Origin of the sequence: Salinimicrobium marinum (genome assembly GCF_014651535.1) — a bacterium.
Classification (GTDB): Bacteria; Bacteroidota; Bacteroidia; order Flavobacteriales; family Flavobacteriaceae; genus Salinimicrobium; species Salinimicrobium marinum.
In genome coordinates, this window is the sequence record NZ_BMXB01000001.1 from 629525 (window position 1) to 650470 (window position 20946).

Consider the following 20946-nt stretch of genomic DNA (forward strand, 5'->3'; position numbering starts at 1 on the left):
CCGGGGAATAAGCCTCTCTGAAAAGGGAGGCAAAAAACCGGGAAACTAAAAATCAAACTATTATGAAAACTATTACCATTTTATTGACATTAATGTTCCTGAACCTTGCACTGCCTGCCGTCCAGGCGCAGGAAGAAACTGTTTGGGACAAAATTGAACGCCTGGAACAGGAAAGAGAACAAATTAAGACCGAAGAAAAAGCTTCTTTAAAGAAAAAAGTAGAAAGGATCAACCAGCGCAGGGAAAACGGAGAGCTTTCCAGGGAGGAAGCAAGAAACCTGAAAGAAGAAGCGGCTAAAGAACATGCCATGAACATAGAAAACAGGGTGGCGATCATTGATAATAAAATTGCGCTGCTTTCAAGGGGAGATGACGAGGACGGATTTGATGACGAGGACGATGAGGATAGTTTCTGGAGCTGGGAATTTGATTCCGATAAAAGAAAATATAACCGCACTACCACTCATCTTGTTTTGGCTGCCGGGTTTAATAATGCTTTGCAGGAAGGACAATCCATCAACGATTCTGATTTTGAGATTGCGGGAAGCCGTTTCTTTGAAATAGGGATAGACTGGAAAACCCGGGTTTTTGAAAACTCCAACTGGCTTCGGTTTAGATACGGATTTTCATTTCAGTTCAACGGATTAAAACCTACAGATAACCGATACTTCGTCGAAGATGAAAATCTTACGCAACTTGTAGAACACCCTATGGATCTGGATAAATCGAAATTCAGGATGGATAACCTGGTGATTCCGGTGCATTTTGAATTTGGACCTTCGGTAAGGCAGGAAACAGATTCTGATGTGTATTTTTCTGATTATAAAAAGTTCAAGGTTGGACTTGGGGGATACGCCGGATTGAATATTGGGGAACGCCAAAAACTGAAATATTCAAGAGACGGGGACAATGTGAAGGAAAAGAATAAAAATGATTTCAACACCAATGATTTCGTGTATGGACTCAGTGCCTATGTAGGTTGGAGTGGTACTTATCTTTATGCAAAATATGATTTGAACCCCATTTTTGATGATCCTAACGTCGAGCTGAATAATGTATCTGTAGGCTTACGACTTGATTTGAATTAAGAAAACAGACAGGCTCAGGCTTATAATTATTTGTGAGCCACAAAAAAAAGAGATGAGAGGAAAGAGTTATCCTCTCATCTCTTTTTTTGTACATTTGATCCCATTTTCAGAATCAAAATTCCGCTAAAGATTGATCTCAAAAAGTACCATCGACAAAGTATTCGAAACCGCCCGGGTAGAGGAGGTGTTGGGGGATTTTGTTCAGTTGAAAAAGTCGGGTAGCAACTTCAAAGGGCTTAGTCCGTTTAGTGATGAACGTACGCCATCTTTCATGGTATCTCCGGTAAAACAAATTTGGAAAGATTTCTCGAGTGGCAAGGGTGGAAACGTAGTTGCTTTCCTCATGGAGCATGAGCATTTCACCTATCCCGAAGCCATAAAATACCTTGCAAAGAAGTACAATATTGAAGTTGAGGAAACAGAGCAGAGTGATGAGCAGAAGCAGGAGGCCGATGAGCGCGAAAGTATGTACCTGGTTTCTGAATTTGCCAGCGAATATTTTCAAAAAGTTTTACTGAATACTGAGAGAGGAAAAGCCATTGGGCTCAGTTATTTTAAAGAAAGAGGGTTTACAGAAGAAACCATCAAAAAATTTAATCTCGGTTATTCACCCGATGAGTGGAGTGCTTTCACGACCGAAGCCATCAAAAAAGGCTATCAACTGGAATATCTGGAAAAAACGGGACTCAGCATTGTAAAAGAGGAAAAACAATTCGACCGGTTCAGAGGTCGGGTGATGTTTCCAATCCAATCCATGTCAGGAAGGGTTTTGGGTTTTGGTGGACGTATTCTGGGGAATGACAAGAAAGCTGCAAAATATCTCAACAGTCCCGAGAGCGAGATCTACCATAAAAGCAAGGTGCTGTACGGGATCTACCATGCCAAACAGGCTATTGCAAAAGAGGATAACTGTTACCTCGTAGAAGGATATACAGATGTCATCCAGTTCAATCAAACCGGAATTGAGAATGTGGTTTCGTCTTCCGGAACTGCTTTGAGTCCGGAACAGATTCGGCTTATCAACCGGCTCACTAAAAACATTACGGTGCTTTTTGACAGTGATGCCGCCGGAATAAGAGCTTCTTTGCGTGGGATTGACCTTATCCTTGAGCAGGGAATGAATGTAAAGGTCTGCACTTTTCCGGAAGGAGAAGATCCCGACAGCTATGCTAAAAAACATAGTGAGGAGGAATTAAAGCTTTATTTAATAGATAATTCTAAAGATTTTATCAATTATAAGGCTTCGCTTCTTATGGAGGAAGCAAAGAATGATCCCGTTAAAAAGGCTTCTTTGATTAGGGATATGGTTACCAGTATTTCAAAGATCCCCGATTCCATTCAGCAGGAGATTTATGTTCAGGAAACTTCCAGGATCATGGATATTTCTGAAGAAGTCATTTTCACCACTCTGGCACAGCTGTGGGCAAGAGATCAAAAACCGGCAGAAAAAAAGAAGGAATCTTCCTTTAAGGTAGTTCGGGATGAACCTGTTACCCGGCGTAAAGTTGATGAGCTATATGAGCTCGAAAGAACCATCATTGGGTTACTGCTGCTATACGGAACAATAGAAGAGGAATTTGAAGATCTTGTGTTGAAGGAGAATGAAAAGGGGGAACTGGTACTGGAACCTGAAGTTCAGAAATCAAAAGTATTTGAAAAGGTGTTCCTGGATCTCCAGGAGGATGAAGTTGCCTTTGCAAATGAGCTGTTTCAGAAAATTTATCAGCAGGTGATCACTAAATTAAATGAAGGGGAAAATTTTGCCATTGAAAATCTCCTGAACGATATGCCGCCCGAGAATGCTTCCGAAGTAACCAGTATTTTAATGGAGGAGGAGCAATATGTGTTGCACGACTGGGAGCGAATGGAAATATTTGTTACAAGTAAAAAGAAAAGGGTGGGAAGACTGGTAAATGAAACAATTTTATCCCTTCGCCGCTATTTGGTCTCTCAAAAAATAGATGAGCTGAATAAGGAAATAAAAGAAGCTTCTGCTGAAAGATCGGCCGATCTTTTGCAGGATATCATGGATTATCTGTCTCTTAAAAAAGTTCTTTCCAACAAACTTAACCGGGTCATGTAGTTTTTAACTGCAGTAATCTTGACTGATTGATAAGATCTGCAAGGTTATCCACTCTCAGTTTTTTAAGCAACCTGGTTTTATAGGTGCTTACCGTTTTTTCATTAATGTGCAGCGCTTCTGCAATATCCTTGTTTCTTTTACCGGTTGAAAGCAGGTTTAAAACCTCAATTTCACGGGTGGAAAGCTTTTTGTAACGGGAGATCAGATTGTTGGACCGAATGGTGCCGGAGTTTAACCTCTCGCTAATTTCTTTGTTAAGATAAATCCCTCCACGCGCTACTTGGTGGATTGCTTCCTTTAAAACTTCTGTAGACGCAGTTTTAGAAAGGTACGCTGCCGCACCGGCTTTAATCGCATTTAAGGCATACATTTCTTCGGGATGACAACTCAGGATAAGGATCTTGGTTCCCGGATGTTCGCTTTTTATAGTTCTTAAGGCGGTGATGCCGTTAATTTCTGGAAGGTCTATTTCCATTACTAATACATCGGGAATTCTATTTCGAAGGAACCGGAATAGATCCTTCCCATTTGTCACCTTTCCTATAACTTCGTAGATCCCCTCCCGTTCCAGCAATGCTGAAATCCCCATTCGGGTAATTGGATGGTGGTCTGCAATGAGAATTGAATTCATCGGATTTTTGTTTAAAATATGGATATTGAGTGATTGATGTCAGTTGTCTGAAAATAAGACATTTATAACATCAAGTATCGGGGGAGTTAAGGAAAGGTACTCCATATTTTAAATAATCCAGAAACTTTTCGACGAAGGGCAGCTATTTCAGATGAACGGGAATTTCACACACAGGGATCGGAACCATTTTATGTTTATTGGCATTGTGCCTTGATTTGTAGATTTTAAATACTTCTTTTTGTCTTCCGGAGAAATCTTCGGCAGATTTTCCTTCTTCCTCTTTTATCATTGCCCATTCGAGTTCATCATAGGTAGCACCTATTTGTTCCTCGTCACTGCGGCTGTCACCAAAGAGTCCGTCTGTGGGTGCTGCGTTTATAATTTCATCGGCAACATCAAGATGCCTGGCAAGTTCATAGACCTCACTCTTCATAAGATCGGCGATAGGACTCAGATCGACTCCGCCGTCACCATATTTAGTGAAAAATCCTACACCAAAATCTTCTACTTTGTTCCCGGTTCCTGCCACCAGGTAACCATGAAGTCCGGCGAAATAATATAAGGTGGTCATTCTTAAACGTGCCCTGGTATTGGCAAGGCTAAGGTCCAGTGCAGGATTCACCTCAACGTGTGGCACAGCGCCTTTAAACTGTTCGAAAACCTGTGTAAGGTCTACGCGTATATCTGTGACATTGGCAAACTTCTTCTTTAAGTTTAGAATGTGATTTTCGGCTCTTGTTACCTGACTGGGATGCTGGTGAATGGGCATTTCGACGCATAGGGTACGGAGGCCTGTTTTGGCACAAAGGGCAGAAACCACGGCCGAATCTATACCGCCACTAATACCCAATACAAAACCGTTCATTTTCGAATTCGTCGCGTAATCTTTTAACCAGTTTACAATATGATCAATCACTTTTTCGCTTTCCATATAATTGGGCTTTTAGAGAAGTAAACAATATCTTTGCAAACAAAAATAACTTAATGCTTACTATTTTATAAAAGTATTAAAGTTAAAGCCTTCTTAATTCTCGCTATGATTAGAAGATTAACCTGCTTATTATTATTGTTTCTTACACTTTCATGTGCCGAAGAAGATCAACGGGAGCAGGAAATTGCCGGGATTCCTGTGGAGGTAGAAATCACCAGGTTTGACCGTGAATTTGCAGAAGCTTCGGCTTCAGATCTTCCGGAGTTAAAGGAGGAGTATCCCTATTTATTTCCGGCGCAGTTTCCAGATGAAGTGTGGATAGATAAGATGAATGATACCATCCAGTTGGAGATCAACCGTGAAGTGGCAAAAGCATATCCCAATTTTTCTGAAACAAAGGATGATCTGCATTCCTTTTTTCAGCATGTGAAATATTATTTTCCCGATACCAAGGTTCCTGAGGTCATTACGCTTACTTCAGATGTAGATTATCGCAACAAAGTTATTTGGGAGCAAGACCTATTACTAATTTCCCTTGATACGTATCTTGGGCAGGATCACCATTTTTACAATGGAATTCAGGAGTACATAAAAAAGAATTTTAAGCAGGAACAAATAGTTTCTGATGTAGCAGATGTTTTCGCTGAAAATGTGGTAGAGCGTCCCTCTTCAAGAACTTTTCTGGCGCATATGATCTACTACGGAAAGATCCTTTACCTCAATGACCTTTTGATCCCTTTTAAAACTGATGCTCAAAAAATAGGATACTCTCCGGAAGAGCTGGAATGGGCTGGAGCCAACGAGGAACAAATGTGGAGGTATTTTGTTGATAAGGAATTACTCTATAACACCAGTTCAGATTTGCAGAGCAGGTTTTTATTTCCGGCGCCGTTTTCCAAGTTTTATCTGGAACTGGATGCCGAATCACCTGCGAAAGTAGGGCAATTTATAGGTTGGCAGATTGTGAGACAGTATATGGACAGAAATGAGGTTTCTGTGCAGGAATTTCTGGGAAAAGATGCAGAAACAATTTTTAATAAATCGAATTATAAACCAAATAAATAATGGCTGAATTTAGAAAATCAAATATCAATATTAACGTAACTCTTGATGAAAACCGTGTGCCGGAAGAACTTCACTGGAGTGCAGAAGATGGAGGGGTGGAAAATGAAGAGGCGAAAGCCATGTTGTTGTCCATGTGGGATCCAAAACAAAAGGAAACTCTGCGAATAGATCTTTGGACAAAAGATATGCCCCTGGACGACATGAAAGTCTTCTTTCATCAAACTCTTGTGGCTATGAGTGATACTTTTTACCGTGCTACCCAGGATGATAAAATGCGGGATACCATGAAAGATTTCACCGATTATTTTGCAGACAAACTAGATTTAAAGAAGAAATAGTGATCAAGGGGCTTCTTCGGAAAAGAAGAGGCTCCAGTTTTCGCTGCTTAGAAGTTGCGTCATCATTTCAGGGCTATGCTCTCCATTTCTGATAAGAGCCTGTCCGTTTGGTTTAACAAGAGCATAAGATCCACACATTGCCGGATTTCTAAAAAGGTTTTTCCTTAAAAACTGGTCGGAATCTGAATAAAAATATTCTTTTTGAGATTCAGGATTATTGGCAAGACTAATTCCCTCTTCATAGAAACTAAGGACCACCACATTATCAAAGTTTGCTTCAATTGACTTTTTTTGAAGATTTAAAAATCTTTTACGTTGTTTGATGGTGTATTTATTCCAGATGTTAGGAGTTAGGGAAGAGCAAAGATCATCTAGGTAATTGTATTCTATTAGAAATATCGTGTTCTTATTGAAATGATTTCCAGTAATATTCTCTAGTTTTCTTAGAATCGAATCATGAGGTAATACATAGCGCTCATACAATGGAGCCGATAACCGGGAATATCTTATTTTATTTTCAATATAATCCCAGCGTGCTAATCCATCATCTTCGTTGATCCATTTGTGATCAAATTCTTTTCCTGTAACTACTGTTCCTTTTTCATCTAAAAAGATTCTTTCGTGGGAAACATTCTTACTTGTAGAGCAGGAAACTATTAAAAAGAAGATCAATAAGGTTCGAAAAACTTTCATGATGATTTGGTAAAGATAGAATAAATGATTTTCAGGGGGTTATGAAATTTATCGGGGCGATTACTCCGGAGCTTCAGTAATGAAAAAATCAATAAAATATCAATCGACAGTTCCTACTGCGGCAAAAACTGTTCGTTGAGGCTGTCAATGTAATCCAGCACGCTTTCACGACCCATACCGGTAGTGGAGCTGGTCACAAAATACGGGGGCATTTCTGTCCATGTCTGCAGCATTTCGGCTTTGTAGGATTCAATGTTTCTTTCAAGAGCCTTTGGCTTCAGCTTATCGGTTTTTGTAAAGATGATACAAAAAGGTACTCCGTGTTCTCCCAGCCATTGCATGAATTCCATATCGATGGTTTGAGGTTTATGCCGGCTGTCAATAAGTACAAACGCGCACAGCATTTGTTCCCTTTTTTCAAAATAAGCGGTAATGAATCTCTGAAAAGTCTTTTTAGCCGATTTGGATACTTTTGCATAGCCGTAACCCGGAAGATCTACCAGGTGCCAGCTTTCGTTGATGAGAAAGTGATTGATCAACTGCGTTTTTCCAGGTCTTCCCGAAGTTTTTGCCAGGCTCTTTCGCTCGGTAAGCATATTGATAAGAGAAGATTTACCAACATTACTTCGGCCAATAAAAGCGTATTCCGGCAGTTTGCTGTCAGGACATTTTGAAACTTCACTGTTACTGATAACAAATTCAGCCGATTTGATCTTCATGATCTAGGAATTAAAATTTGCGGTCTGTGAACCACTTGTAAAGGATCTTGTTGAAAGATTCCGGGTGTTCCATCATGGCAGCATGTCCACATTTTTCGATCCAGAAAAGATCTGAATCTGGTAAGAGGCGGTAAAAATCTTCAGCAACTTCAGGTGGGGTGACGTTATCATTGCGGCCCCAGATAATGCAGGTAGGCGTATGCATTTTTGGAAGATCCTTGGACATGTTGTGCCTTATGGCACTTTTTGCGATTGCAAGGGTTTTGATAAGTTTGTTCCTGTCATTCACGGTAGCAAAAACATCATCTACAATTTCATCTGTAGCCACTGCAGGATCGTAAAACACGTTTTGTGCTTTCTTTTTTATGTATTCGTAATCACCTCGCTTGGGATAACTTTCACCCATGGCGCTTTCGTATAATCCACTACTTCCTGTGATCACTAAAGCTTTAACTATCTCGGGGTATAATTTTGTGCAGAGCAAAGCGATGTGTCCGCCTAATGAGTTACCAAGTAATATGACTTCTTTGTAGCCTTTCATGTCCACAAATTCCTTTAGGAATTTGGCGAAATTTGCGACACTTGTTTTGATGAGTGAGAGATCGTATAACGGGAGGTCAAGAATGACCACTTTATATCCGTTTTTAGGAAAAAAATCCATTACGCCCTCAAAGTTACTTAATCCCCCCATTAATCCATGCAGGATAATGATTGGAGTTCCTTCTCCTTCCTCTACAAAACTAAATTTTCCTTCTTCCCTTAAATTATTTTTCATTGACTGCCTTTGCTGTTAGCAATCGCAAATATAGCGATTTCATTACAAGTATAAGGATTTTAGCACAAATCCTCATGATATGATTCGAGTTTTGCTGCAATTCTTTTGAACAAATTCCTCTCCCGCCAATTCTTATTTTTTAACAATCTGCAATACAACTGAAACTCTGTCAGATAGTTGATTTCTTCTAAGAGGATTGATTTCTATGGGTAGAATTTATCAACAATGTGGTAAAAAGTGGTAAAATGTGGTAATTTTTTCAATATATTTGAACTGTAAACTATTTGGTGTGGTAAATCTCGTTGGAACATATGAATGCAAGGTAGATGCGAAGGGACGGTTAATGGTCCCGGCGCCTCTTAAGAAGCAGCTTGTGCCTATGTTGCAGGATGGTTTTGTTCTCAAAAGATCGGTGTATGAACCCTGTCTTGAGCTTTATCCTTTGAAAGAATGGGATGCTGTAATGAGGGACATGGATAGCAGACTTAACACTTTTTTGAAAAGTCACAGGGCTCTGTTGAGAAAGTTTACGGCAGGTGCAAAGACTATTGAGGTAGATACGAACGGAAGGTTGTTAATTCCAAAAGATTTGGTGGAGTTTGCGGGTATAGACAAAGAAATAGTGCTTGCATCTTCAATGAATTTCATTGAGATATGGGATAAGGATAAGTATGAAACTACCCTAGAAGATTCAGTAGACGATTTTGCGGCACTGGCTGAAGAGATCATGGGAAATAAAAAGGAGAATGGATTATCATAACCCGGTCTTATTAAAAGAAACAGTAGATGGTCTTAACATAAAGGAAGACGGTGTTTACGTGGATGTGACTTTTGGTGGGGGCGGACATTCCAGGGAGATCCTGGCAAGGCTGGGACCAAACGGAAAGCTGTATGCTTTTGATCAGGATCTTGATGCGCTGGAAAATAAAATTGATGATGAACGATTTACGCTTATCAATGAAAATTTCAGGTATATAAAACGTTTCCTGAGATTTTATGGGGTGCGTAAGGTGGATGGGATTCTTGGGGATTTTGGTGTTTCTTCCCATCAGTTTGATGTGGCGGAACGCGGTTTCTCTACCCGGTTTGAGTCTAAGCTTGATATGCGCATGGATCAAAAAAGTGCATTAAGTGCTTATCAGGTGGTGAATGAATATGAGGAGAAACAGCTAAGAGATGTGCTTTTCAATTATGGAGAATTGAGGAATTCACCAAAAATAGCCAGAACAATTGTTTCTGAAAGGAAAGAAGGGCCCATTGAAACCAGCGAGCATTTAAAAGAGGTGTTGAAGCCTTTTTTACCTGCTGCAAAAGAGCATAAAATTTTAGCCCAGATCTATCAGGCGATTCGTATAGAAGTGAATCAGGAGATAGAGGCTTTAAAAGAATTTTTGCTTCAGACAGAGGATTTGCTGAATGAGGAAGGAAGAATCAGTCTGATCTCTTATCATTCCCTGGAAGACCGGCTGGTGAAGCGGTTTATTAGAAGCGGGATGTTTGAAGGAGAGCCTGAAAAGGATTTCTACGGAAATATTTCTGTTCCATTTAAGAAGGTGGGGAAATTAAGAGTTCCGTCTTCAGAAGAAATTAAAAAGAACAACCGTGCCCGAAGTGCAAAACTTCGGATAGCAGAAAAATTATAGAAATGCTTTCCTGAAGCAAGATTTATGATGAATGGATTTTATGACATATTAAAAGGTAAGTTTTTAATAAGCAATGATGCTTTTAAAAACTGGCGGTTTATACTTTTTTGTACGCTGCTGGCCATTGTCATGATCGCAAGTTCGCATAGTGCAGAGCGAAAGGTGCATGAGATAGCAAAACTTAATAATGATGTGCGGGAACTTCGAAGTGAATTCGTTGACCGCCGTTCTAGCCTTATGCGCCTTAAGATGGAATCAACCATCACTACTAAAATGGCAGATAAGGGAATTAAACCTTCCGAGACGCCACCTACCAGGATCGTAATCAAACAAAACCCTTAACCCTTCAATGGCGACAACCGAGAAGAGCATATTAAACAGATTGTATATCGTTGCAGGATGTATGTTCATCTTCACCATTTTGGTGGGGTTGAAGCTGCTTGATATCCAGTTTGTGCAAGGGGAGGAATACAAAAAAATGGCAGAGGAGAGAACTTACAGGAATTTTACTATTCCGGCGAACCGGGGAAATCTCTATGATGTCAACGGAAATCTTCTGGCAACTTCTATCCCGAGGTATGATATCAGGTTTGATGCTGTAACAGTTTCAGATAAGAATTTTGAAGAAAATATTACGGCACTTTCCGAAGAGCTTTCCAGGATGTTCGGAAAATCTGCTGCACATTATTCGCAGACCCTGCGTACGGCAAGAGCTAATCAACACCGATATTTTCTTATTGCGCGCAATCTTGGATATTCAGATTATATAAAAGTAAAGAGCTTCCCAATGTTTAACCTTGGTTCCAACCGGGGAGGGATTATTGTGGAGCAGCGCACCGTAAGGGAGCACCCATTGGGGAAAATGGGAGAAAGAACCGTGGGTTATGAGCGGCAGGATGAAAACGGATATTTCACCCGTGTAGGATTGGAAGGTGCTTTTGGTCCTTATATGAGAGGAAAAGAAGGTCGGCGGTTAAAACAAAAAATAGCCAAGGGCCAGTGGAAGCCTATTAGTGATAATAATGAGCTGGAGCCAAAAGATGGATATGATCTCATTTCAACTATAGATGTTAAGATCCAGGATATTGCCCATCATGCGTTGTTAAAACAACTTGAGAAATATGAAGCCGATCACGGCTCTGTAGTAGTGATGGAAACCTCGACTGGAGAAATAAAAGCAATTTCAAATCTTGGCCGTACTTCAAAGGGGACATATTATGAGAAACTGAACTACGCCGTGGGGGAATCGCATGAGCCGGGCTCTACTTTTAAATTAATGGCCATGATCGTGGCGCTGGAGGATAAGGTGATTGACACCAGTACGGTGGTAGATACCGAAAAAGGAATCATGACCATCCATCGTCGCAAGGTGAGGGATTCAAAATATGGTGGCTACGGAAAAATTTCGGCCGCAGAAGCTTTTCAGGTGTCTTCCAATGTGGGGATCGTGAAAATGATATATGAAAATTATAAAGCGCAACCACAGAAATTTGTAGACGGATTAAAGAAAATGCACCTGGGGGAGCAGCTGGGGCTGGCCATTAAAGGGGAAGGGGAATCTTATATTCCGGAACCCGGAGACAGTAAATGGTCGGGGCTTTCATTGCCCTGGATGGCCTACGGCTACGGGAGTATTCAAATGACACCGCTGCAAACGCTTACTTTTTATAATGCTGTTGCCAATGGTGGTGAAATGGTTAAGCCCAGGTTTATTAAAGAGGTAAAAGAATGGGACAAGACCATAGAAAAATTCGAAAAAGAAGTTATTGATCCTGCTATTTGTTCTCCTGAAACCATCGCTAAAGTACAGGAAATGCTGAAGGATGTAGTAGAAAAAGGTACTGGAAAAAGCCTTTATGATCCTAATTTCTCGATGGCTGGAAAAACAGGGACTGCCCAAACAGAATACTGGATGGAAGACTGGGGTAGAAATCCAAGATACATTTCATCTTTTGCAGGATATTTTCCGGCAGAAAATCCGAAGTACTCCTGTATCGTGGTCATTCATAAACCGAATACCCGCACAGGATATTATGGTGCAGATGTAAGCGGGCCGGTGTTTAAAAGGATTGCACAAAAAATCTTTACAGATACCCCTGTGACCGATCAAATTGACAGCCTGAACATAACAGCTCCTGATATAGAAAAGGATTTCGAAAAATATTTTGCCACTTCCAGGAAAGCAAATCAGGTGATGCCCAATTTAAAGGGAATGCCCGCGATGGATGCTATTTCGATCCTGGAAAACCTTGGCCTTCAGGTTAAGATCATTGGCAATGGAAATGTTGCCGGACAATCCATTAAAGCCGGAGAAAAAATTAAACCAAACCAGACTATAAACCTCCATTTGAGTTGACAATTTTAAAAGACATATTATATAAAGTTGCTTTAGAAGCAGTTGTTGGAGATACCGGTACTGCAGTAAACGAGATTCATTTCGATTCCCGAAAAGTGGGATCGAAAGATGTATTCGTTGCTATAAAAGGCACCAAATCCAATGGGCACGATTTCATAGATAAAGCCATTGCACAGGGTGCTTTAGTGGTAGTTTGTGAAGATATGCCGGCAGAGCAGGAAAAAGGAGTGACTTATGTGCAGGTGCTCGATACGCACAAGGCTCTGGCGGTGATGGCTGCCAATTTCTACGAAAATCCTTCGGCAAATTTAAAACTGGTAGGGGTAACCGGAACCAATGGGAAAACCACCATTGCTTCCTTGTTATACCAGCTGTTTTCAAAAGCCGGATTTAAAGTCGGTTTACTTTCTACAGTTGAGATCAAGGTGGGGAATGAAACATTCGACACCACTCATACCACGCCAGATTCCCTTGTGATCAATTCTTTTTTAAGGAAGATGAATGACGCGGGAGTGGAATATTGTTTTATGGAAGTGAGTTCTCACGGAATCGCACAGGAGCGGACCACCGCACTGTATTTTACAGGCGGAATCTTTACCAATTTATCCCACGAGCACCTCGATTATCACAGCTCGTTTGCTGAATACAGAGATGTGAAAAAGCGGTTTTTTGATGAACTTCCTGCCTCGGCATTTGCATTGGTAAATATAGATGACAAGAATGGGCCGGTCATGATCCAGAATACCAAAGCAAAAAAATATACCTACGGACTAAAATCCTACGCCGATTATAAAGCGCAAATCCTGGAAAATGAATTCAGTGGATTGCTTCTGAAAATAAACGGTCAGGAGGTCTGGACAAAACTAATAGGGAATTTCAATGCCTACAACGTGCTGGCAATTTACGCAGCTTCAGAATTACTGGGTTTAACAACCATAGAAAGCCTTAAGCACATTAGTGCTTTGCAGGCGGTAAGCGGAAGGTTCCAGTACTTTATTTCCGAAGGAAAAGTTACGGCTATTGTCGATTATGCACACACGCCCGATGCTTTGCAGAATGTACTGGAAACCATTAACAGCATTCGCACCAGGAATGAAGAGCTTATTACAGTTGTTGGCTGTGGGGGCGACCGTGACAAAACCAAAAGACCGGTGATGGGGAATATTGCTTCCTCATTGAGTACAAAAGTGGTCTTTACCAGTGACAATCCACGCACGGAAGATCCCGACAAGATTGTGGAGGAAGTGGAAGCCGGGGTGGAGCCGCAAAATTTTAAAAAGGTAATGTCGGTTACCAACCGTAAGCAGGCTATCAAAACTGCTTGCCAGCTGGCGCAAAAGAATGACATCATTCTAATAGCAGGAAAAGGTCACGAAAATTATCAGGAAATAAATGGGGAGCGATTTGATTTTGATGATCTCAAGATCGTGACCGAATACCTAAAGCAATTAAAAAAATAATCTTCCGGAAAGGGAGATAGCAGAGAAGTTTATGTTATATCACTTATTTGAATATTTAGATAGCTTATACCAGTTTCCGGGGGAGAACCTTTATCAGTTCATTTCCTTCCGGTCTGCTATGGCTATTTTGCTTTCGCTGGGTATTTCAACCATTTTTGGTAAGAAGATCATCCTTTATTTGCAGTTAAAGCAGGTTGGGGAAAGTGTAAGGGATCTTGGTCTAGAAGGTCAAAGTGAAAAAGCAGGAACACCAACCATGGGAGGGATCATTATCATTCTTGCCACGTTAGTACCAGTACTGCTGCTTGCCAACCTTACCAATATTTATGTGCTCCTGCTTATTGTTACGACTATCTGGATGGGGGCAATTGGATTTATAGATGATTACATAAAAACATTTAAAAAGGACAAAGAAGGGCTAAAAGGTATTTTTAAAGTAATAGGCCAGATCGGGCTTGGGTTAATTGTAGGTGCTACCATCTATTTTCACCCCGATATTACAATCAAGGAAAATCCGGTGATCCCAAATCAAAAATCGGCGGTGGAGCTGGTTTCTTCTGCGGATAATCCAGAGATTTCTGTGGAGGAAAAATCAACCAAAACCACCATTCCTTTTGTGAAGAACAACGAGTTTAATTATGCAGATCTTATCTCATGGATCAATCCTGAATGGGCGAAATATGCGTGGTTAATCTTTATTCCCATTGTAATTTTTATAGTAACAGCAGTTTCTAACGGGGCTAATTTAACCGACGGGATCGATGGGCTAGCCGCCGGTACATCCGCCATAATTGTCCTGGCACTCGGCTTGTTTGCGTGGGTATCGGGAAATATCATTTTTTCCGATTATTTGAATGTGATGTACATCCCGCGCTCGGGCGAAATGACGATTTATATTTCAGCTTTTGTTGGAGCTTTGGTAGGATTCCTTTGGTACAACACTTTTCCGGCGCAGGTATTTATGGGCGATACTGGAAGTTTGACAATTGGCGGAATAATAGCTGTTTTGGCTTTAGCCACCAGAAAAGAATTACTCATTCCGCTGTTATGCGGCGTGTTTTTAATAGAAAACCTGTCGGTGGTAATGCAGGTGGGCTGGTTTAAGTACACCAGGAAAAAATATGGAGAAGGAAGACGGATTTTCAAAATGTCGCCGCTGCACCACCATTTTCAGAAAGCAGGCTTTCATGAAAGCAAGATCGTAGTGCGGTTCTGGATTATCGGGATTTTTCTGGCCATCCTTACTGTAGTAACATTAAAACTTAGATAAGAAAAAACTCTTCAGGAGAAGAACTGAAACAAAATAAATGACAATGTCCAGCGCAAATAAAACGTTCAAAAAAGACACCTGCACTTTCCTCGTGATCCTGGGGGGAGGCGAAAGCGGTGTGGGCACAGCCATTCTTGCAAAACAGAAAGGCTACAAAGTCTTTGTTTCAGATTTAGGGAAAATGGCTGACAAGAATAAAGAGGTTCTTGAGGAGAATAATATTGACTGGGAAGAGCAGCAACATTCTGAAGAAAAGATCTTTCAGGCAGACCTGGTAATGAAAAGCCCGGGAATTCCTGAAGATGCTCCTTTGGTGAACAAGCTTCGCGGGAAGGGTATCAAAGTAATTTCTGAGATCGAATTTGCTTCAGAATTTACCAATGCTCAAATCATCGGGATCACCGGAAGCAACGGAAAAACCACCACCACTTCCCTCACCAATTTCATCCTGAAGAACGCCGGATTGAAAGTGGGAATGGCCGGTAACATAGGCCAGAGCTTTGCAAAACAGGTAGCCGATAATGTCGCTGATACATTTGTACTGGAACTAAGCAGTTTCCAGTTAGACGGAATTGAAAATTTCCGTCCGCACATTGCTGTAATGACCAACATCACACCAGACCACCTGGACAGATACAATCACAGGCTTGAGGAATACATTGCCTCAAAATTTAGGATCACCAAAAATCAGACAGAAGAAGACTTTTTTATATACGATGCCGATAACGAAATAATTGAAAAATGGCTTAACGAATTCCCGATCAAATCAAGAAAATTGCCTTTTTCACTTCAGAAGGAAGTAGAGAACGGAGCCTGTATAAAAGACGACGAAATACAAATCACTATAGATAACAATAAATTCAACATGCCAACAAACACACTGTCCCTTGAAGGGAAACACAATGCTAAAAATGCCATGGCTGCCGCTACAGTTGCGCAGTTATTGAGAATTAGGAAAGAAACCATACGGGAAAGCCTGGAGAATTTTCAGGGGGTGGAACACCGTCTTGAAAAAGTGCTTAAGATCAATAATGTTCAGTACATCAATGATTCCAAAGCAACCAATGTGAACGCTACCTATTATGCGCTGGAAAGCATGGAAGCCGAAACCGTTTGGATCGTGGGTGGAGTGGATAAAGGCAATGAATATTCAGAATTATTGTCACTGGTCAACGAAAAAGTGAAAGCCATAGTTTGTCTTGGAATAGATAATTCCCGCATCCAGAATGCGTTTAGTAATTGTGTGGATATTATCGTGGAGACCCAAAGCATGGAGGAAGCGGTAAAAGAGGCGTATAAATTAGCGGAAAGAGGAGATGCTGTGTTGTTGTCTCCTGCTTGTGCAAGTTTTGACCTTTTTAAAAATTATGAGGACAGGGGAAGACAGTTCAAAGAAGCTGTAAGAAACCTGTAACAGAGGATGAATGAAGAGAACATCCTGAATCAACCAGAAGCATTCCTTCATTACAAGAATATAGAAGCTGACTCCGAAAGAAGGGGCAGCTTAAGGAAGATTAAAAGAATAAAATGAGTACTGTTTTTTCAAAAATAAAGGGAGATAAAGCTATCTGGGCTACCACCGGATTGTTGGCTGTGTTTTCGTTTTTACCGGTGTACAGCGCCAGTAGTAATCTCGCTTATTTATATGGTGACGGCAGTACCTTCCATTATCTGGTAAATCATTTTTTATACTTGTTCCTTGGGTTTGCGATCATGTTCTTTATACATAAGGTGCCCTATCATTATTTTAAGGGGCTTTCCATTTTGATCATGCCGGTCCTGGTGGTTTTACTTATTTATACAATTTCCCAGGGAGTGATGATTGATGGAGCAAATGCGAGCAGGTGGATCAATATTCCTTTCATTAACAAGACGTTCCAGACTTCTACGCTGGCATCGGTAGTTTTGCTTACTTATGTGGCCCGTTACATGGCGAAGCTGAAGGACAGGGAGTTTACATTTACGCAGACTATTTTACCGCTTTGGGTGCCTGTAGGAGTAATATTAATGTTAATTTTGCCGGCCAATTTTTCCACTACGGCAATCCTTTTTTCAATGGTGCTTTTGCTTGTTTTCATTGGGGGATATCCTATTAAATATTTAATGGGAATTGTGGGAGCGGGTTTGGTGGTGCTGCTAATATTCGGTTTGACGGCAAAAGCATTTCCCGGCGTCTTCCCTAACAGGGTTGATACGTGGATAAGCAGAGTAGAGAATTTTACAAACGATGAAGATACCGAAGCCGATTACCAGATTGAAAAAGCCAAAATAGCCATAGCGAGCGGCGGGGTGACAGGAAATGGAATTGGAAAAAGCGTGCAGAGAAACTTTTTGCCGCAATCATCTTCCGATTTTATTTATGCCATCATTGTGGAAGAAATGGGATTGATTGGAGGTTTGCTGGTGATGCTGGCGTATTTGATGTTATTGTTCCGCATCATTATTGTGGCTACAAAAGCACATTGTGCTTTCGGGAAGTTGCTCGTGATAGGACTGGGGCTGCCAATTATTTTTCAGGCGCTGGTAAACATGGCGGTGGCAGTGGAATTATTTCCGGTAACGGGGCAAACCTTGCCGCTAATAAGTAGTGGAGGTTCTTCCATTTGGATGACCTGCCTTGCATTGGGAATTATCCTGAGTGTAAGTGCCAAGAGAGAGGAAGAGATCAGGAAGATTGAACTGGATGAGGAAGAAGAGAATCCATTGGAAATTTTAAGTGAAGCGATATGAAAAAGGGACTACGTGTAATACTATCCGGAGGAGGAACGGGAGGACATATCTACCCGGCAATTTCTATTGCCAATGAGATAAAATTACGCCATCCCGATACTGAGATCCTTTTTGTGGGAGCCGAAGATCGTATGGAAATGCAAAAAGTTCCTGAGGCAGGCTATAAGATCGAAGGATTATGGATCAGCGGATTTCAGAGAAAGCTGAGTTTCAAAAATCTGCTTTTCCCTTTCAAGGTGATGAAGAGCATGTGGAAGTCTAAGAAAATATTGAACAGATTTAAACCTGATGTCGTGATTGGAACCGGCGGATTTGCCAGTGGACCTTTACTGCAAATGGCAAATCAGAATAATATTCCCACTCTTATCCAGGAACAGAATTCCCTGGCAGGGGTGACCAATAAAATTTTGGCAAAGAAAGCCAGTGTGATTTGTACTGCATATCCCGACATGTCGAGATTTTTTCCTTCTGAAAAAATTGTTTTAACCGGAAATCCGGTGCGACAGGATCTTTTGGATGTGAGTCAGAAAAAAGAAGAAGCATTGTCTTTTTTCAAACTGGATCCGAATAAAAAAGTGCTTTTGGTGCTCGGCGGAAGCCTTGGTGCCCGAAACATTAATCAGCTGGTAATGGAGAACCTGGTGGAATTTGAAAGACACGGCTTACAGGTGATCTGGCAAACCGGAACGCTATATTTTGATGATTACAGAAAGTACAACGAAGCCGGAAACGTTAAGACCTATGCTTTTATGAACCGGATGGATTTGGCCTATGCCGCTGCGGATATCATAATCTCCCGGGCGGGTGCAGGAACAGTTTCTGAATTGTGCATCGTAGGGAAGCCGGTGCTTTTTGTGCCGTCACCGAATGTGGCAGAAGATCACCAGACAAAAAATGCCCTGGCACTTGCACAAATGGATGCAGCTGTGGTTATCGCAGAGAAAGATCTGAAAACGAAATTTAAAAATATATTTTTCCCGCTGGTAGGTTCAAAAGAAAAAATGGAGCTCCTGGGGAAAAACATTAAAGGGATGGCGAAACCATTTGCCACTTCCAATATAGTAGATGAAGTAGAAAAAATTATATTCAAAAAGGCTTAATGAGCAACTTTGATCACATAAAAAATATGTTTTTCCTTGGGATTGGAGGCATTGGCATGAGTGCTCTTGCCCGCTATTTCAATGCACAGGGGATCAATGTTGCCGGGTACGATAAAACCAGGTCTTCGCTCACCGGGAAGCTGGAATCTGAAGGGATCAGCGTGATCTACAAAGATGATGTGGAAGATTTGCCTTTGGAATTTACAGAAGATAAAAATGCGCTGATAGTGTACACTCCGGCGATCCCGAAAAATCATCAACAATTCAACTTTTTTAAAGCTGAAGGTTTTACTCTTGAAAAAAGGGCAGTGGTTTTAGGGAAAATTACCAAAAACATTTACACTTTGGCAGTGGCTGGTACCCACGGAAAAACCACTACCACAGCAATGCTTGCGCATTTGCTGAAGGAAACAGGAGAAGAAGTAACAGCTTTCCTTGGTGGTGTGGCCGAAAATTACGGAAGCAATCTAGTGATGAGTGGTAACAAAGTGACCGTGGTGGAAGCAGATGAATTTGACCGTTCGTTCCTGCAGTTGTCACCAAACATTGCTGCGATCACTTCCATGGATGCCGATCACCTGGATATTTATGGAGCGAACGAACAGCTTCAACAGTCCTTCTTGGATTTTGTGGCGCTGGTTCCGCAGGACGGCACGCTCTTTTATAAGAAAGGATTGCCGCTTCAGGGAACCTCTGTTGGGGTGGAAGACGGTGCCGATGTAACTGCAGAAAATGTGCGGGTGGAAAATGGCAGTTACTATTTCGATTTAAATTTTAGAGGAAAAATATATAAGAATTTCAGTTTATCCTTACCGGGTAAACACAATTTGTTTAATGCAGTCACAGCTCTCGCGATGGCCATAGAATTCGGCTGCCTCCCCAGTGGCCTCGCCCGGGCTTTGACTGTCTTTAAAGGAGTTCACAGAAGGTTCTCTTACAGAATAAAGTCAGATGACCTTGTTCTCATCGATGATTATGCACATCATCCGGCCGAAATTGCCGCAGTGCACCAGGCGGTACGGGAAATGCATCCGGGGAAAGAAGTTTTAGTGGTGTTTCAGCCACACCTTTTTAGCCGGACAAGGGATTTTGCCGATGATTTCGCAGCAAGCCTGAGTCTGTTTGATCAGGTTTTACTGCTGGATATTTATCCGGCGCGGGAAGAACCTATGGAAGGGATCACTTCAGAATGGCTGCTGAATAAAATTGATAATATAAACAAGCAACTGGTTCAAAAAGAGGAGCTTTCAGAAGTAATTAAAAAATTAAATCCCGAAGTGGTGATGCTTTTGGGGGCAGGAGATATTGGAGAAGAAGTGGAAACGGTAAAAAATAATTTGCTGTCATGAAAATTAACTGGAATTACATAAAGGGATTCTTGCTGATTGGCGCAGTGTTTTTTTTATTTGCATTCGCAGAAAAACGCAGTAATTCCCGAAAAATTTCCGAAGTAAGTCTTCAGTTTACCAACAGTGAAAATCTCTATGTGACTGAGGAAGCGGTTAATAAATTGTTAATACAAAATCATGTAGAGGTTGCAACCGTAGTCAAAGATACTTTAGATTTGAATAGGGTGGAGTCCATTTTAGACGCTCACGATATGATCGAAAAGGCAGAAGTCTTTATGAGCGTTGACGGGAAAATGGGCGCGAGTATTACGCAGAGAAAACCAATAGGAAGAGTATTGGCAGCACGCCCCTATTACATTGACAGAAAGGGAGAAAAAATGCCTCTTTCCACTTTTTATTCGGCCCGGGTGCCTGTGGTTTCGGGGATAAGGGAAGAACATTTAAGCGAAGTTTTTCCGTTGCTTGATCATATAAGAAATGATCCTTTTATGGCGGTTCATGTCACCGGTATTAACCGGCTTGCGAATGGCATGTATGAGCTGGAGGTGAGAAAGCAGGATTTTGCCGTACACTTTGGGAAGATCGAAGACATTGAAAGAAAGACTACTAATTTTAAAGCCTTTTATCAAAAAGCAATGAAAGATAAAAAGCTGAATGCCTATAAAAAAGTGAATTTACAATTTAAAGATCAGGTTGTAAGCACGAAAAAGTAAGA

Annotated in this window: 20 protein-coding genes; 15 read left to right on the plus strand and 5 right to left on the minus strand. The window is 41.2% G+C overall.

The window, feature by feature from the left end:
• The first annotated feature begins 62 nt into the window (after positions 1-62).
• Together IE056_RS02750 and dnaG are read left to right on the plus strand one after the other, a co-directional pair.
• Positions 63-1088 (plus strand): porin family protein, encoded by a 1026-nt coding sequence (locus IE056_RS02750; RefSeq protein ID WP_189603083.1) that lies wholly within the window; start codon positions 63-65, stop codon positions 1086-1088.
• A gap of 130 nt (positions 1089-1218) precedes the next feature.
• A complete protein-coding gene (gene dnaG / locus IE056_RS02755) occupies positions 1219-3171 on the plus strand; it encodes a DNA primase (protein ID WP_189603084.1) in 1953 nt (650 codons plus the stop codon).
• On the opposite strand, the gene IE056_RS02760 is transcribed toward dnaG, so the two are convergent.
• Positions 3164-3802, minus strand: coding sequence for a response regulator transcription factor (locus tag IE056_RS02760; protein WP_189603085.1), 639 nt, complete (start codon positions 3800-3802; stop codon positions 3164-3166). The genes dnaG and IE056_RS02760 overlap by 8 nt on opposite strands.
• 142 nt (positions 3803-3944) lie before the next feature.
• Entirely contained in the window at positions 3945-4733 is a 789-nt protein-coding gene (gene nadE, locus IE056_RS02765; RefSeq protein ID WP_189603086.1) for an NAD(+) synthase, read from the minus strand.
• A 105-nt stretch (positions 4734-4838) separates the two neighbouring features.
• Here nadE and gldB point away from each other — a divergent pair, with 105 nt between their 5' ends.
• Complete coding sequence (gene gldB / locus IE056_RS02770) at positions 4839-5798, plus strand: gliding motility lipoprotein GldB (RefSeq protein WP_189603088.1); 960 nt, start codon at positions 4839-4841, stop codon at positions 5796-5798.
• Entirely contained in the window at positions 5798-6136 is a 339-nt protein-coding gene (gene gldC / locus IE056_RS02775) for a gliding motility protein GldC (RefSeq protein ID WP_189603089.1), read from the plus strand. The genes gldB and gldC overlap by 1 nt, the downstream gene beginning before the upstream one ends.
• A gap of 3 nt (positions 6137-6139) precedes the next feature.
• On the opposite strand, the gene IE056_RS02780 is transcribed toward gldC, so the two are convergent.
• From IE056_RS02780 to IE056_RS02790, 3 genes are all read right to left on the minus strand, one after another.
• Positions 6140-6829, minus strand: a complete 690-nt coding sequence (locus IE056_RS02780) for a hypothetical protein (RefSeq protein ID WP_189603090.1) — start codon at positions 6827-6829, stop codon at positions 6140-6142.
• A 113-nt stretch (positions 6830-6942) separates the two neighbouring features.
• Positions 6943-7548: a ribosome biogenesis GTP-binding protein YihA/YsxC gene (gene yihA / locus IE056_RS02785; protein WP_189603091.1), complete on the minus strand. Its 606-nt coding sequence runs from the start codon at positions 7546-7548 to the stop codon at positions 6943-6945.
• Positions 7549-7558: 10 nt separating this feature from the next.
• Positions 7559-8323 carry an alpha/beta fold hydrolase gene (locus tag IE056_RS02790; RefSeq protein WP_189603092.1) on the minus strand — a complete coding sequence of 255 codons (765 nt, stop codon included), beginning with the start codon at positions 8321-8323 and terminating at the stop codon, positions 7559-7561.
• A gap of 289 nt (positions 8324-8612) precedes the next feature.
• On the opposite strand from IE056_RS02790, the gene mraZ reads away from it, so the two are divergent.
• The 11 genes from mraZ (at position 8613) to IE056_RS02845 (ending at position 20944) form a co-directional block, all read left to right on the plus strand.
• The gene (gene mraZ, locus IE056_RS02795) at positions 8613-9083 is read left to right on the plus strand and encodes a division/cell wall cluster transcriptional repressor MraZ (RefSeq protein WP_189603408.1); all 471 of its coding nucleotides are present in this window, start codon (positions 8613-8615) and stop codon (positions 9081-9083) included.
• Positions 9070-9966, plus strand: a complete 897-nt coding sequence (gene rsmH, locus IE056_RS02800) for a 16S rRNA (cytosine(1402)-N(4))-methyltransferase RsmH (protein WP_189603093.1) — start codon at positions 9070-9072, stop codon at positions 9964-9966. Before mraZ ends, rsmH begins: the two co-directional genes overlap by 14 nt.
• Positions 9967-9990: 24 nt before the next feature.
• Positions 9991-10308 carry an FtsL-like putative cell division protein gene (locus IE056_RS02805; RefSeq protein WP_189603094.1) on the plus strand — a complete coding sequence of 106 codons (318 nt, stop codon included), beginning with the start codon at positions 9991-9993 and terminating at the stop codon, positions 10306-10308.
• Positions 10309-10315: 7 nt separating this feature from the next.
• Positions 10316-12322 carry a PASTA domain-containing penicillin-binding protein gene (locus tag IE056_RS02810; protein WP_189603095.1) on the plus strand — a complete coding sequence of 669 codons (2007 nt, stop codon included), beginning with the start codon at positions 10316-10318 and terminating at the stop codon, positions 12320-12322.
• A complete protein-coding gene (locus IE056_RS02815; protein WP_189603096.1) occupies positions 12319-13782 on the plus strand; it encodes a UDP-N-acetylmuramoyl-L-alanyl-D-glutamate--2,6-diaminopimelate ligase in 1464 nt (487 codons plus the stop codon). Before IE056_RS02810 ends, IE056_RS02815 begins: the two co-directional genes overlap by 4 nt.
• Positions 13783-13813: 31 nt before the next feature.
• A complete protein-coding gene (gene mraY / locus IE056_RS02820) occupies positions 13814-15052 on the plus strand; it encodes a phospho-N-acetylmuramoyl-pentapeptide-transferase (protein WP_189603098.1) in 1239 nt (412 codons plus the stop codon).
• A gap of 43 nt (positions 15053-15095) precedes the next feature.
• Entirely contained in the window at positions 15096-16466 is a 1371-nt protein-coding gene (murD, locus tag IE056_RS02825; RefSeq protein WP_189603100.1) for a UDP-N-acetylmuramoyl-L-alanine--D-glutamate ligase, read from the plus strand.
• Positions 16467-16579: 113 nt separating this feature from the next.
• Entirely contained in the window at positions 16580-17782 is a 1203-nt protein-coding gene (locus IE056_RS02830; RefSeq protein WP_189603102.1) for an FtsW/RodA/SpoVE family cell cycle protein, read from the plus strand.
• Positions 17779-18882, plus strand: coding sequence for an undecaprenyldiphospho-muramoylpentapeptide beta-N-acetylglucosaminyltransferase (murG, locus tag IE056_RS02835; RefSeq protein WP_189603104.1), 1104 nt, complete (start codon positions 17779-17781; stop codon positions 18880-18882). Before IE056_RS02830 ends, murG begins: the two co-directional genes overlap by 4 nt.
• Positions 18882-20231, plus strand: a complete 1350-nt coding sequence (gene murC / locus IE056_RS02840; RefSeq protein WP_189603106.1) for a UDP-N-acetylmuramate--L-alanine ligase — start codon at positions 18882-18884, stop codon at positions 20229-20231. The genes murG and murC overlap by 1 nt, the downstream gene beginning before the upstream one ends.
• Positions 20228-20944, plus strand: a complete 717-nt coding sequence (locus IE056_RS02845; RefSeq protein ID WP_189603107.1) for a cell division protein FtsQ/DivIB — start codon at positions 20228-20230, stop codon at positions 20942-20944. Before murC ends, IE056_RS02845 begins: the two co-directional genes overlap by 4 nt.
• Positions 20945-20946: the final 2 nt, after the last annotated feature.

Excerpts from the sequence above, each read along its gene's own strand:
- IE056_RS02750 (WP_189603083.1), top strand. The coding sequence starts at position 63 with ATGAAAACTATTACCATTTTATTGACATTAATGTTCCTGAACCTTGCA.
- IE056_RS02760 (WP_189603085.1), bottom strand. The coding sequence starts at position 3,802 with ATGAATTCAATTCTCATTGCAGACCACCATCCAATTACCCGAATGGGG.
- nadE (WP_189603086.1), bottom strand. The coding sequence starts at position 4,733 with ATGGAAAGCGAAAAAGTGATTGATCATATTGTAAACTGGTTAAAAGAT.
- gldB (WP_189603088.1), top strand. The coding sequence starts at position 4,839 with ATGATTAGAAGATTAACCTGCTTATTATTATTGTTTCTTACACTTTCA.
- gldC (WP_189603089.1), top strand. The coding sequence starts at position 5,798 with ATGGCTGAATTTAGAAAATCAAATATCAATATTAACGTAACTCTTGAT.
- IE056_RS02780 (WP_189603090.1), bottom strand. The coding sequence starts at position 6,829 with ATGAAAGTTTTTCGAACCTTATTGATCTTCTTTTTAATAGTTTCCTGC.
- yihA (WP_189603091.1), bottom strand. The coding sequence starts at position 7,548 with ATGAAGATCAAATCGGCTGAATTTGTTATCAGTAACAGTGAAGTTTCA.
- IE056_RS02790 (WP_189603092.1), bottom strand. The coding sequence starts at position 8,323 with ATGAAAAATAATTTAAGGGAAGAAGGAAAATTTAGTTTTGTAGAGGAA.
- rsmH (WP_189603093.1), top strand. The coding sequence starts at position 9,070 with ATGGATTATCATAACCCGGTCTTATTAAAAGAAACAGTAGATGGTCTT.
- IE056_RS02805 (WP_189603094.1), top strand. The coding sequence starts at position 9,991 with ATGATGAATGGATTTTATGACATATTAAAAGGTAAGTTTTTAATAAGC.
- IE056_RS02810 (WP_189603095.1), top strand. The coding sequence starts at position 10,316 with ATGGCGACAACCGAGAAGAGCATATTAAACAGATTGTATATCGTTGCA.
- mraY (WP_189603098.1), top strand. The coding sequence starts at position 13,814 with ATGTTATATCACTTATTTGAATATTTAGATAGCTTATACCAGTTTCCG.
- murD (WP_189603100.1), top strand. The coding sequence starts at position 15,096 with ATGTCCAGCGCAAATAAAACGTTCAAAAAAGACACCTGCACTTTCCTC.
- IE056_RS02830 (WP_189603102.1), top strand. The coding sequence starts at position 16,580 with ATGAGTACTGTTTTTTCAAAAATAAAGGGAGATAAAGCTATCTGGGCT.
- murG (WP_189603104.1), top strand. The coding sequence starts at position 17,779 with ATGAAAAAGGGACTACGTGTAATACTATCCGGAGGAGGAACGGGAGGA.
- murC (WP_189603106.1), top strand. The coding sequence starts at position 18,882 with ATGAGCAACTTTGATCACATAAAAAATATGTTTTTCCTTGGGATTGGA.
- IE056_RS02845 (WP_189603107.1), top strand. The coding sequence starts at position 20,228 with ATGAAAATTAACTGGAATTACATAAAGGGATTCTTGCTGATTGGCGCA.